The organism is Rhodococcus sp. (in: high G+C Gram-positive bacteria) (assembly GCF_049286785.1).
Classification (GTDB): domain Bacteria; phylum Actinomycetota; class Actinomycetes; order Mycobacteriales; family Mycobacteriaceae; genus Rhodococcus_F.
In genome coordinates, this window is sequence record NZ_JBAQEO010000784.1 from 1 (window position 1) to 12,680 (window position 12,680).

Below are 12,680 nucleotides of genomic sequence, written 5' to 3' on the forward strand. Positions count from 1 at the left end.
TCTCTGTAGAGGGAAGCCGGGCCGCCGGGTCTCTTCGGCTACTTCTTCAGGTCGGCCACGATCCGCTCCGCCAACGGCCTCGACGATGCCGGATTCTGTCCCGTGTAAAGCGTGCGGTCCACCACGACGTGCGGCGCCCACGCCTCGACGGCGTCGAACTTCGCACCCTGTTCACGCAGGCGGTCTTCGAGCAGCCACGGCGCCTTCGACGCCAGTCCGCCCTGCGTCTCCTCCTCGTTGGTGAATCCCGTCAGCTCGTAGCCGTCGAACAGCCACCGCCCATCACCCCGACGTGCGGGCAGCAACGCCGCCGGTGCGTGGCACACCGCGGAAATCGGTTTGCCCGCATCGAAGAACCGGACGAGGAACGCCCCGAACGATTCGGACACCGCGAGGTCTTCCATCGGCCCGTGCCCGCCGGGAACGAAGACCAGGTCGAAATCCTCGACAGCGGCGTCCTCGAGAACAGCGGGCGAATCGAGACGCGGTTTCAGCTGCGCAAGATGATCCTTCATTTCCGCCGCACGCTCCTCACCGCCGTTCGACTCCGGCGTCAGACTTCCCTCGTCCACCACCGGCACTTTTCCGGCCGGCGTCGCGATCACCACGTCGAATCCAGCTTCCTCGAATACGCGGTACGACTCGACGAGTTCCTCCGCCCAATACCCGGTGGGATGAGCGGTGCCGTCGACCAGCGTCCAATGGTCGGCGGCGGTGACGACGAACAACACCTTGGTCATGCAGAAATCCTCTCGTCGACTGTGCAGTCCTCCAGTGCAACATCACAGGGCGCGAGGCATTCCTGGCCGCGGGCCGCAAACTCTCCCCTGACAGGAGGGTAGAGTGCTGCGCGGCAGTCGCCCCGTTGGATGGGCACCACCGATGCTTTCCGAATGGAGCCCGAATGTCAGTGCAGCAGGTCGATCCGCGCGTCGAAGGGTCGGTACGTGCCGCACTCCGGTCCCCACGCCGCCTCAAAACCGAAGCTCTCGCAGGTCTCGTCGTGGCCCTGGCGTTGATTCCCGAGGCGATCTCGTTCTCGATCATCGCCGGTGTGGATCCCCGCGTCGGGCTTTTCGCGTCGTTCACGATGGCCGTCACAATCGCGATCGTGGGTGGGCGTCCGGCAATGATCTCGGCGGCAACCGGCGCCGTCGCCCTTGTCGTCGCCCCGCTGACCCGCGAGCACGGATTGGACCATCTCATCGCCGCCGTGCTGCTCGCGGGTCTGCTGCAGATCGTCCTCAGCGTCCTCGGAGTGGCCAAGCTGATGCGATTCATTCCCCGCAGCGTCATGGTCGGGTTCGTCAATGCGCTCGCGATCCTGATCTTCACCGCACAGCTGCCACACCTGATCGACGTCCCGTGGGCGGTGTACCCGATGGTCGCCGTGGGGTTGCTGATCATGGTCTTCCTTCCGCGGCTCACGTCAGCGATTCCCCCGCCGCTCATTGCCATCGTGTTTCTCACCGCGGCGACGGTGGTCTTCGCGCTGGGCGTTCCGAACGTCGGCGACGAAGGCGAACTCCCGTCGAGCCTGCCGTCCCTCCTGCTGCCCGACGTGCCATGGAACATGGACACCCTGTCGATCATCGCCCCGTACGCGTTGGCCATGGCCGTCGTCGGTCTTCTCGAATCCCTCATGACGGCGAAGCTCGTCGACGACATCACCGATACGCACTCGGACAAGACACGCGAGGGCTGGGGCCAGGGTGTGGCGAACCTGGTCACCGGATTCTTCGGCGGCATGGGCGGCTGCGCGATGATCGGGCAGACGATGATCAACGTGAAGGTCTCCGGTGCGCGCACCCGGATCTCGACCTTCCTGGCCGGTGTCTTTCTCCTGATCCTCGTGGTGGGTCTCGGCGACGTGGTGGCCCTGATCCCGATGGCAGCGCTGGTCGCCGTGATGATCATGGTGTCGTTGGGCACCATGGATTGGCACAGCATCACCCCGAAGACACTGCGCCTCATGCCGCGGAGCGAAACCGCGGTCATGCTCGCCACCGTCGCGGTCACCGTCGCGACCCACAACCTCGCCTACGGCGTCATCGTCGGCGTCCTGACGGCCATGGTCCTGTTCGCACGGCGGGTCGCGCACGTGACCGAAGTCGTAGACGTCGCACATCCCGACGCGGACACCCGCGTCTATGCGGTTCGCGGTGAGCTCTTCTTCGCGTCGAGCAACGACCTCGTCTACCAGTTCGACTACGCCGGGGACCCGAAGAACGTGGTCATCGACATGTGCGGTTCACACATCTGGGACGCTTCCACCGTGGCCGCCCTCGACGCGATCACCACGAAGTACGCGGCAAAGGGCAAGAAGGCCGAGATCGTGGGCCTCGATGCGGCGTCGGCGGAACGGCATATCCGGCTGAGCGGGCAGCTCGGCGCCGAGAGCTAGGAGGTCATCATGACTGCTGACGACGCCTGCCCTCGGCACATGCAGATCGGCGAGGTGGCCGATCGCACCGAGCTGTCGATCAAGACCATCCGCCACTACGACGCGGTCGGCCTGGTGACCCCGTCCGAACGAAGTGCCGGAGGCTTCCGTCTCTACACGGAGGCAGACGTCCAGCGTCTGCTCGTCATTCGGCGAATGAAACCGCTGGGATTCACGCTCGAGGAGATGAAGCAGTTGCTCGATTCCCTCGCCGTGCTCTCGGGCGGCGAACTCGATGCGCAATCTCGGGCCGGTGCTGCAGACTTCGTCGCCAGATGTCACGTCCGCGCCCAGGAGAACTGCCGGAAACTCCGCACCCAACTGGCGTATGGCGAAGAACTGACCGAACTACTCGCCGAGCACCGCGCGCCGTGACGAGCGGAGAACGAACTCGCGGACGGTCGCCGTCACCGCCGCGTGAACCTTCTCGTGCAGAAGGTCGTGTCCGGCATCGTCGAACTCCCGGAATTCGAGTGCGGGGATTCCCCGCGCCCATTCCCGGACGGGGTCGATGGGTGCGAGACGATCGTCGACGCCGTGCACCGCGAGCACCGGGATGTCCGCGCGGCTCAGTGCGGCTGCGGTAGCACCGCTCACCGCGCTCTTCGGCGTGCCGCACAGCACCGCGCACCGGAGGCCCGACGCTCCGCCGGCGAGCAGTTCCCCGGCGAGAAGTTCCATCGACACCGCGGCGCCGAGCGAGTGCCCCATCAGGGCGGCGGGCACATCGCGCGCGTGATCAGTGGCGAGTCGGGCCAGAAGCGCGGCGTCCTGCGCCAGTTCGGAAACGGATCCCGGCAGGTCTCCTTCGGAGAGTCCGTGTCCGGCCTGGTCTATCCCCCACACCCCGATGCCGGCCGAGGTCAGCCCGCGCGCGAAACGATGATAATGCCCCGTGTGCTGCCCCATACCGTGGAGAAACACCAGTTGTGCGCGCAGTTCCTCTGCCGGCCAGTACCGATAATGGATCCGGCCACTGTGACCGTCGAAGAAAGGCATGACGTTCATTCTGGGGCTGTCGGACCTCGGTGGCACAATCGGCCGGGTGAATCCACCGGCAGACCCGAGAACGTAGCTGTGTTCCTCCTCGACGGCAAGATCGTCTACAGTGCCAGCGACCTCGCAGCGGCCGCCACCTGCGAGTTCGGTGTGCTGCGCCGGCTCGACGGCGTGTTGGGGCGCGCGGGACGTGAGAGCCCTGCCGGTCCGGATTCCGGCGACCCCATGCTGCAGCGCACCTCCGGGCTCGGCGATGCCCACGAGCGCCGCCAGCTCGAGCAGTTCCGTGCCGAGTACGGCGACGGGGTGGTAGTGATGGCGCGACCCGACTACACCGAGCTCGGGCTGTTCGACGCCACCCTCGCCACTCTCGCGGCGGTCCGTTCCGGCGCCGACGTCGTCTATCAAGGAACGTTCTTCGACGGCCGCTTCCTCGGATTTTGCGATTTCCTCGTCCGCGACGGAGACTCCTACGCGGTCTACGACACCAAACTGTCCCGACACGCCAAGGTGTCGGCGTTGCTTCAGCTAGCGGCCTACGCAGACGCGTTGGAGAGCAACGGCATCACTCTCTCGCCCGAGGTCCATCTCCTCCTCGGCGACGGGAGCGTCTCCTCGCACACCGCCGGCGACATCACCCCCGTCTACGCCTCCAGACGTGCTGCGCTCGAACGGATTCTCGACGAGCACCACCATGAGGAATCGGTTACCGGCTGGGGCGACCCCCGCTACACCGCGTGCGGCCGGTGCGACGACTGCGCTGCGGAACTGGAACGGCACCGGGATCTCCTCCTGGTGGCCGGGATGCGCTCGACGCAGCGAAGCCGGCTGATCGCGGAGGGAATCGGAACCATCGAGCAACTCGCCGCGCATTCCGGCAGTGTCGACGGCATCTCCGACGGCACGCTCGCCTCCCTGCGCGCCCAAGCCCGGATGCAGATTCTTCAGGAGTCCTCGCAGTCCCCGCAGTTCGAGGTGTACGCACCGAACGCCCTGGCCGGTCTTCCGGAACCCGACCCCGGCGACATCTTCTTCGACTTCGAGGGCGACCCGCTGTGGGCCGAGAACGGTTCCACCGACTGGGGTCTCGAATACCTCTTCGGTGTGGTGGAGGCAACGGCCGGTAACTCGGTCTTCCGGCCGTTCTGGGCGCACGACCGCGCCGGGGAACGGCGGGCGCTCGTCGACTTCCTCGAATATGTCACCGAACGTCGCACGCGGCACCCGAACATGCACATCTACCACTACGCGGCGTACGAGAAGTCCGCCCTCCTCCGGCTCGCCGGGCGCCACGGAGTCGGCGAGGACACGGTCGACATTCTCTTGCGCGACAACGTGCTCGTGGACCTGTATCCGGTGGTGCGGGCATGCCTGCGGATCGGCGCGCGTTCCTACAGCATCAAGAAACTCGAACCGCTGTACATGCCCGGGCAACCCCGCGACGGTGAAGTTGTCAATGCCGCCGACTCGGTGGTCGCCTACGCGAGGTATTGCGACCACCGCGACAACGGCCGCGACGACGAGGCACGCAGCCAGTTACAGGACATCGCCGACTACAACGAGTACGACTGCGAATCCACACTGCGGCTGCGGGACTGGTTGTTGGAGCAGGCGTCCACCCACGGTGTGGCCCTTCGCCTTCCGGGTGATGCGTCGGCACCGGCGCCGACGGAGCTCAGCCCGGTGGAAGCTGCGCTGCGCGAATTCGCCGGGCACGGTCCGAGCGAGGTTCGCGGACACGACCAGCAGGCGGCGGCGCTGATGGCAGCCGCCGTCGGCTATCACCGCCGCGAACGAAAGCCCTTCGGGTGGGCACACTTCGATCGACTCGTCGTACCGCTCGACGAACTGTCCGAGATCCGGGACGTCCTGGTGGTCTCGTCGGCCGTCGTCGAGGAGAACTGGCACAAGAGCACACCACGCCAACGCAAACTCCGGCGTCGCGTCCAGCTCACCGGGCGTTTCGGAACCGGCAGCACGGTGAGTTCCAAGACCACCATGTACGCGCTCTACGACACTCCTGCGCCGGAAGCGGTGACGAGCGACAACCCGCAGCAGCGGGGCACGTGCACCGTCACCGTTCTCGAGGTCACGAAAGACAGCCGGCGACGCGACATGGTGACGGTCGAGGAACTTCTCGGCGGCGAGGAGTACGACCAACTGCCGATCGCGATCACGCCCGGGCCGCCGATCACCACCGATCGCATCGAATCGTCCATCGCGGCCGCTGCCGGGAAGATGTGCGCCGCGCTGCCCGACCTTCCCGGTGACGCGTCGATCGACATTCTCCGTCGCTGCGACCCCCGCACGCGAAGCGGCAATCCGCTTCCCTCTGTCGTCGCCGACGACTACGCAAGCGCCATCACCACCGCCCTGCTCGACCTCGACAACTCCTACGTCGCGGTCCAGGGGCCGCCCGGCACCGGCAAGACCTACACCGGTGCCCGGGTGATCAAGGCGCTGGTGGAACAGCATCACTGGCGGATCGGCGTGGTGGCCCAGTCGCATTCGGTGATCGAGAACATGCTGGCCGGGGTCGTGAAGGCCGGGTTACCGGCCGAGTTGGTCGCCAAGAAGGACGGTAGGCATCGCTCCGCAACCTGGACGGATATCGGTTCCAACGATTACCCCGGGTTCATCGACCGGGCCGAAGGTACCGGCTGTGTGATCGGCGGAACCGCCTGGGACTTCGCGAACACCGATCGTGTGCCGCCCGGCTGCCTCGACCTCCTGGTCATCGACGAGGCCGGGCAGTTCGCCCTGGCGAACACCATCGCGGTCGGCGGCGCCGCCCGTAATCTCCTGCTTCTGGGCGATCCCCAGCAGCTTCCGCAGGTCAGTCAGGGCACTCATCCCGAACCCGTGGACGCGTCCGCGCTCGGCTGGCTCGCGGAAGGGCATGGTGCACTACCTGCCGGCAGGGGCTACTTTCTCGAACGCACATGGCGCATGCATCCGCAACTGTGCGCACCGGTATCGGTACTGTCATACGAGGGCAAGCTGCAGTCCCAGGAATCTGTCAGTGCAGCAAGGTTTCTCGAGGGCATCGAGCCTGGCGTGCACACCGTCGTCCTCGATCATCGGGGGAATGCCACCGCGTCCCCGGAGGAATCCGCGGAAGTGGTCAACAGGATCACCAAGCTGCTCGGTTCCGCCTGGTCCGATCCCAGCGAATTCGAAGGACCCCGCCCACTCGGCGAATCGGACATCCTGGTGGTCGCACCCTACAACGCGCAGGTGGGTCTGATCGAACGTGATCTCGCCGCTGCCGGTCTCGAGAAGGTGGAGGTCGGGACGGTCGACAAGTTCCAGGGCCGCGAGGCTGCCGTCGCCATCGTGTCGATGACCGCATCGGCGATCGAGGACGTCCCGCGGGGAATGTCGTTCCTGCTTTCCCGCAATCGCATCAATGTTGCTGTCTCACGAGGTAAGTGGGCGGCCGTCATCGTGCGATCCGAGTCGTTGACACAGTACATGCCGAGCACCCCCGAGGGACTCACCGAACTGGGCGCCTTCATGCGCCTGTGCCTGCCCGACCACCTTCAGCCGAAACACTGGCCTTCGCCGCGGTAGGTGGGCACCACGGTGCGGGAGCCGTCGGTGTCGACGAAGTGCACCTCGTTGAACCGTTCGCACAGTTCCCCGGCCTTGGCGTGCCGGAACCATACGCGGTCGCCGACGCCGAGCCCCGCTACCGCCTTACCGGAGACCGGGGTCTGCACCTCGCCCGCCCCCTCGTTGCGGAGCAGGGTCAGCCCCGGCGGCCACACCGGTGCGGGCACGCGCCCCGATCCCGCGGGTCCGGAGGCGATGTAGCCGCCGCCGAACAGCGTGGCGATACCGGGTGCGGGCTTGCGTACCGCCGACAGCGCGAAGTAGAGCGCCGGATGCGGCCGGAAGGCCCGGTACTTGTCGAACAGGGCGGGAACGTACAGTCCTGATCCCGCGGTCACCTCGGTCACCACGGCGTCACTCGAACTCACCTCGAGTGATCCGGTGCCGCCGCTGTTGACGATCTCGAGTGTGCCGACCTCCGATTGCACCGCATCCACGACGGCCCCCCGGCGGGTGGCCAGCTCCTTCGCCGAGGCGCGTTTCATCCACACGATGGGCGGGCTCGAATCTGGAAGGCCGGCGATCTGTGCCTCGTAGAACATCACTCCGACCACGGAGAATCCGCGGGCGGCGGCGCGCCTCGCAAAGTGCGCGACTTCGGCCGGTGTGCGCAGTGGGGATCTGCGCACACCGATGTGGACGCGGCCGAGGCGCAGCGAGGCGTCCACGTCGACACACAGCCTGGCGCGGAGGGCAGCGGTGCCGGCGGCATCGAGGAGCAGATCGAGTTGCGCTTCGCTGTCAACCATCAGCGTGATCCGCGTGAGCAGATCGGTGTCGGACGCCAATTCGGCGATGGCTGCCCGGTCGACGGTCGGGTACCCCATCAGGATATCGGCGGCTCCGTGCCGCGCGAGCCAGATCGCCTCGCGCAACGAGTACGCCATGATTCCGCGAAAACCGTTGGCGGCCGAAAGTTTGCCTCCCAGCGCGATTTCGAGTACCGCTCGGCACCGGACCGATTTGCTGGCGACACGGACGGGAGTACCGGCGGCACGACGCACCAGATCGGCGGCATTGGCTCGCAGAGTCGGAAGGTCGAGCGCCGCGAGCGGCGGGTCTACCTCCCGCGTGGAGGCGATGAGGCGGTCGAGCGTGGGAGTCACTGTTGTCCAATCGTTGTCCATCGATCCTGAGTCGACAGCCAACAGGGCAGTTAGACGATTGTCCAGGTCACGGCTCCTGGACAGCCAGGGTTGCGAGCTGGCGCACCACCTCGTCCATCGCGACGATGACGGCCTCGCTGTCGCGGTCGACCAGCCATCGCAGAATCAGCCCGTCGAGCATGGCGAGACCGAACCGCGCGATCGCGTCGACCGGGGTTGCCCAGGCGACTCCGGCCATCCGGGCGCATTCCGAGAAAAAGCGGACGGCCTCCGCATCCATGGTGCGATACTGCCTGCCGGCGATGTCGTGAACACTGCCCGCAGCACGATGCCGCAGCGCCAGGGCGGTGAGTTCGTAGGTCAGTAGCTGACGGTCAGGCGAGGCCTCGATGAGTGGCCACATCGCACTGATCCCGATGTGGAGAAGCTCCCGCAAACCCGTGAGCCCGCGCAATTCGGGTGCATGACCGACCTGGCCGAACGCCAGCCGCATCGACTCACTGAGCTGGAGAATCAGGCTCTCTCCCATCACGGCGAGAAGCTCTTCCTTGTTCTCGAAGCAGTAGTGCACCACACCCAGGGACACCCCCGCCTCCTCCGCCACGGCGCGCACCGTAACGGAAGCGACACCGCGCTGCTCTGCAATGACCAACGCCGACTCGACGAGCTGGGCGCGACGTTCGTCCGCGGGAAGCCTGTTCAGCATCCTCTGATCGTAGAGCGTGACACGCCCCCGATTGCGCAAAAGCGGCGGCCCCGCACGGGCGAAGAACCGGTCCCGGCCCCCGATCCACGGTTGCCTGGACGCTCGTCCAGGTTCATGATGGGCAAATGAGGCACGACACGTGGCACAACTGGGCGTGCACGGAATCCGCCAGCCCGTACCGGTACGCGACCCCCGGGTCGGTGGCGGAGTTGAGCGCTCTCGTCGCCGCGGCCGCGGAGCGCGGACTGCGCGTGAAAGCGGTGGGAGCCGGGCATTCGTTCACCGGCGCGGCCGTTACCGACGGCATCCTCGTGAGCCTCGACGGACTGAGCGGAATCGATTCGGTGACGCTCACACCGTCGGGGGCGCTCGTGCGGGTTCTGGCAGGCACCCGGTTACGCGAACTCAGCGAGCAGCTGTGGCACCGAGGTCTGGCCATGATCAACCTCGGTGACATCGACGTGCAGTCGATCGCAGGAGCCGTGTCCACCGGAACGCACGGCACCGGAATGCGCTTCGGTGGCCTCGCAAGCCAGATCCGGGCTCTGCAGGTGGTACTCGCCGACGGCTCGGTGACCGAGTGCTCACCCACCGAGAACCCCGACCTCTTCGAGGCGGCACGGCTCGGACTCGGTGCGGTGGGGATCCTGTCGGCCGTCACCATCGAATGCGTCCCGCACTTCGTGCTGCACGCCGCCGAGACCCCCGATTCGCTCACGGCCACGCTCGAGCGTATCGACCACGACTGCGCCACCACCGACCACTTCGAGTTCTACTGGTTTCCGCACACACGCCGGGTCCTGACCAAGCGCAACACCCGGCTACCCGGAGACACGCCCACCGCTCCCCTCCACCCGGTCCGGGCGCTCGTCGAGGACGAATTGATGGCCAATCTCGTGTTCGAGGGGATCAACAGGGTAGCCACGCTCATACCGTCCGCAATTCCGCAGTTGAACGGCCTCGCGTGCCGCGCGTTGGGTGCGCGCGAGTTCACCGATCGGAGCCACCGCGTGTTCGCGTCCGCTCGACGCGTCAAGTTCCGCGAGATGGAGTACGCGATTCCGTTGGCCGCATTGCCCGACGCGCTCACTGCGATCGAGGCTTGGATCCACGATTCCGGCTTCACAGTCGCCTTTCCCGTCGAGGTCCGTTTCGCCGCTGCGGACTCGGTATGGCTCTCGACGGCCCACGGCCGCGACACCGCGTACATCGCGGTGCACCAGTACCACCGCCGCAACCATGAGCCCTATTTCTCCGCAGTGGAGTCCATCCTGCGCGCGGTGGACGGACGGCCTCATTGGGGCAAGATGCACGGGCGCACCGCCGACGATTTGCGTCCCGCCTATCCGCACTTCGACGAGTTCGTCTCGGTGCGCGACAAGTACGATCCCGCACGAATGTTCGGCAACGCGTACCTGCAGCAGGTCCTCGGTAGCTAACGTGGGCTGGGTGGCCCCCAGCCGATATTTCGACCGTCGCGGATTTCTTCGCGTCGCCGGAGCTTCCGCCGCGGCGGCCGTGAGTGCGGGCCTGATCGGGGCGTGCGGCGAGCCGCTGCGCGACCCCGAGGTGCCCCCTCTCCCGGACGGCCTACCGCCGCTCGACGGCCGTGCAACGTCCGAGTTCGTCCCCACCGACAAAGCGACGTGGCGTGTGCAGGGCAACCCCCTGGTGGCACCCACCGGTGACGGCCCGCTCGCCGGTCTCCGGGTGGCCGTCACCGACCTCTATGCCGTCGAAGGTCAGCAGATCGGCGCGGGCAGCGGGCGGCGACTCGCCGACGTGCCCGTCGAAACAGCAACGGCCGCCGCGGTGGCGCGGCTCCTCGATTCCGGGGCCGGCGTCGTCGGGCTCGCCCAGACCGACGACTTCGGGTACGGGCACTCGGGCGTCAATCTGCAGTTCGGGACGCCGGCGAATCCCGAGGCCGGCGATCGACTACCCGGCGGGGCCACGTCGGGGGCTGCGAGCGCGGTGGCCCAGGGCACCGCCGATATCGGGCTCGGCATCGACACCACCGGTTCCGTGCGCATACCCGCCTCATACCAGGGCCTGTTCGGGTTCGCGCCGTCGCGCGGGGCGGTCTCCACCGAGGGCCTCCTGCCGTTGTCGCCCACATTCGATACTCCGGCATGGGTCTGCGCCGATCTCGCCACGCTCGTCGCGGTGTCCGAGACGCTGCTGCCGCTGAGGGACGAACGCGAATTCGCAGCCGCGCTGAGTTCCGACGGCATCAATGCCGTCGCCGAGGCAGGAGCCCTCCGCGTGGTCCGCGACGCGCTGTCTGCGTGGGAGACGAGCTCACTGCCGCGACTGACCTGGACCGACACGGACATCGGACAGCTCCCGGATTGGTCCGAGGCCGTCGCGGATGTTCAGGGCTACGAGGCGTGGCGACTGCACGGCGAATGGGTGGCACAGGCTCTGCCTTCGCTCAGCAACGAGCCTCGCCGCAATTTCGTGGAAGCCCAACGCATCTGGGACTCCACCTATACGCGAAAGATGACGCTGCTCGCCGAGGCGTCGAAGACCATCACCACCTACATCGGCGACAGCGTCCTGGTCCTCCCTGCCACGTCGTCCCCGGCGCCGAAGAGAACCGGCGATCCGAGCGGTGATCGATTCCGGAACACGATGCGCGCCACCGGAATGCTCACCTGTCTGGCCACCATCTCCGGTCTGCCCAACGCAACGGTTCCGTTGCGGACCGGCGACGGCGTTCCCTTCGGACTGTGCCTCGTGGGGCCCTTCGGCCGCGACCGGGACCTCCTCACCCTCCTGAAGGACCTCGGTGACGCCGGGGTTCTCGACTGAAAACCCGGTGCTCGACCGAAAACTCAGCGGCGAAGCAGTTCCGCCTTGCGGGCGTCGCTCGCGAACGACGCGTTGATCGAGTTGCGCGCCAGGGTCTCCTGTTCCTCGTCCGTCAAGCCCAGCTGACGGCGCAGCTCGGTGAAGTTGTCGTCGACGTAACCACCGAAGTACGCGGGATCGTCCGAATTGACCGTTACCAGCAAACCGGCGTCGAGCATGGTCCGCAGCGGATGTTCGGCAAGCGAGTCGACGACACGTAAACGCACGTTCGACAGAGGGCAGACGGTCAACGGTATCTCCTCGTCGACCAGCCGTTCCACCAGAGCGGGGTCCTCGAGTGCCCGCACGCCGTGGTCGATGCGCTCGGCACCGAGCAGATCGAGCGCCTGCCAGACGTATTCGGGCGGGCCTTCCTCACCGGCGTGCGCCACGACGTGCAGACCCTCGGAACGGGCGCGGGCGAAAATGTCCTCGAACAGTGACGGCGGATAACCCACCTCTGCCGAGTCGAGGCCCAGTCCCACGATCGGGGTCTGCAGGCGGAGGATCTCGGAGAACACGTCCACGGCCTCCCGCACCGGCCGGTCCCGCAGGATCGCCGCAATGACCCCACTGCTCAGTCCGAACTCGCGTTCACTGGTGGCCACCGCGTCCATGATTCCGTCGAGCACCTCGGTGAGCGGGACACCCCGGTCGACATGGGCCTGCGGGTTGAAGAAGAACTCCACGTGCGCGACCCCACCCCGCGAGGCCCTCGCGAAATAGGCGCGCGTGAGATCCGCGAAGTCCTGCGCGGTCCTGAGTACCTGCATGTTGGCGAAGTAGAGGTCGAGGAAGGACTGGAGGTCGGTGAACTCGTACCGCGACCGCAGATCGTCCAGATCCGGGTAGGGCAACTGCACCCCGTTGCGGTCGGCGAGTTCGAAGATCAACTCGGGTTCGAGGGAACCTTCGATGTGCATGTGCAATTCGGCGACAGGAGAGTTCACGGGTGGTG

At 66.6% G+C, this 12,680-nt stretch carries 10 protein-coding genes; 5 read left to right on the plus strand and 5 right to left on the minus strand.

Annotation, left to right across the window (positions count from 1 at the left end; translation table 11 throughout):
* Window positions 1-38: 38 nt before the first annotated feature.
* Window positions 39-740: a type 1 glutamine amidotransferase domain-containing protein gene (locus WAW17_RS28090; RefSeq protein ID WP_422336137.1), complete on the minus strand. Its 702-nt coding sequence runs from the start codon at window positions 738-740 to the stop codon at window positions 39-41.
* Window positions 741-904: 164 nt separating this feature from the next.
* On the opposite strand from WAW17_RS28090, the gene WAW17_RS28095 reads away from it, so the two are divergent.
* The gene (locus WAW17_RS28095) at window positions 905-2,404 is read left to right on the plus strand and encodes a SulP family inorganic anion transporter (RefSeq protein ID WP_422336138.1); all 1,500 of its coding nucleotides are present in this window, start codon (window positions 905-907) and stop codon (window positions 2,402-2,404) included.
* A gap of 39 nt (window positions 2,405-2,443) precedes the next feature.
* Window positions 2,444-2,818: a MerR family transcriptional regulator gene (locus WAW17_RS28100; protein ID WP_422336164.1), complete on the plus strand. Its 375-nt coding sequence runs from the start codon at window positions 2,444-2,446 to the stop codon at window positions 2,816-2,818.
* Here WAW17_RS28100 and WAW17_RS28105 read toward each other — a convergent pair.
* Window positions 2,792-3,442 (minus strand): alpha/beta hydrolase, encoded by a 651-nt coding sequence (locus WAW17_RS28105; protein ID WP_422336139.1) that lies wholly within the window; start codon window positions 3,440-3,442, stop codon window positions 2,792-2,794. The two genes, WAW17_RS28100 and WAW17_RS28105, sit on opposite strands and share 27 nt — an antisense overlap.
* A 78-nt stretch (window positions 3,443-3,520) precedes the next feature.
* Here WAW17_RS28105 and WAW17_RS28110 point away from each other — a divergent pair, with 78 nt between their 5' ends.
* Entirely contained in the window at window positions 3,521-7,015 is a 3,495-nt protein-coding gene (locus tag WAW17_RS28110; protein ID WP_422336140.1) for a TM0106 family RecB-like putative nuclease, read from the plus strand.
* On the opposite strand, the gene WAW17_RS28115 is transcribed toward WAW17_RS28110, so the two are convergent.
* On the minus strand, window positions 6,985-8,163 hold the full coding sequence (locus WAW17_RS28115) for an amino acid deaminase/aldolase (RefSeq protein ID WP_422336165.1): 1,179 nt from the start codon (window positions 8,161-8,163) through the stop codon (window positions 6,985-6,987). The genes WAW17_RS28110 and WAW17_RS28115 overlap by 31 nt on opposite strands.
* A gap of 67 nt (window positions 8,164-8,230) precedes the next feature.
* Window positions 8,231-8,869, minus strand: coding sequence for a TetR/AcrR family transcriptional regulator (locus tag WAW17_RS28120; RefSeq protein ID WP_422336141.1), 639 nt, complete (start codon window positions 8,867-8,869; stop codon window positions 8,231-8,233).
* Window positions 8,870-8,994: 125 nt separating this feature from the next.
* Between WAW17_RS28120 and WAW17_RS28125 the strand changes: the two genes are divergently transcribed.
* Both WAW17_RS28125 and WAW17_RS28130 read left to right on the plus strand, forming a co-directional pair.
* A complete protein-coding gene (locus tag WAW17_RS28125; RefSeq protein WP_422336142.1) occupies window positions 8,995-10,308 on the plus strand; it encodes a D-arabinono-1,4-lactone oxidase in 1,314 nt (437 codons plus the stop codon).
* A gap of 10 nt (window positions 10,309-10,318) precedes the next feature.
* Window positions 10,319-11,683 carry an amidase family protein gene (locus WAW17_RS28130; RefSeq protein WP_422336143.1) on the plus strand — a complete coding sequence of 455 codons (1,365 nt, stop codon included), beginning with the start codon at window positions 10,319-10,321 and terminating at the stop codon, window positions 11,681-11,683.
* Between the two features lie 23 nt (window positions 11,684-11,706).
* Here WAW17_RS28130 and WAW17_RS28135 read toward each other — a convergent pair whose 3' ends face one another.
* Complete coding sequence (locus WAW17_RS28135; protein WP_422336144.1) at window positions 11,707-12,672, minus strand: adenosine deaminase; 966 nt, start codon at window positions 12,670-12,672, stop codon at window positions 11,707-11,709.
* Window positions 12,673-12,680: the final 8 nt, after the last annotated feature.

Coding starts and splice junctions, on each gene's coding strand:
- WAW17_RS28090 (WP_422336137.1), bottom strand. CDS start 740: ATGACCAAGGTGTTGTTCGTCGTCACCGCCGCCGACCATTGGACGCTG.
- WAW17_RS28095 (WP_422336138.1), top strand. CDS start 905: ATGTCAGTGCAGCAGGTCGATCCGCGCGTCGAAGGGTCGGTACGTGCC.
- WAW17_RS28100 (WP_422336164.1), top strand. CDS start 2,444: ATGCAGATCGGCGAGGTGGCCGATCGCACCGAGCTGTCGATCAAGACC.
- WAW17_RS28105 (WP_422336139.1), bottom strand. CDS start 3,442: ATGCCTTTCTTCGACGGTCACAGTGGCCGGATCCATTATCGGTACTGG.
- WAW17_RS28120 (WP_422336141.1), bottom strand. CDS start 8,869: ATGCTGAACAGGCTTCCCGCGGACGAACGTCGCGCCCAGCTCGTCGAG.
- WAW17_RS28125 (WP_422336142.1), top strand. CDS start 8,995: ATGAGGCACGACACGTGGCACAACTGGGCGTGCACGGAATCCGCCAGC.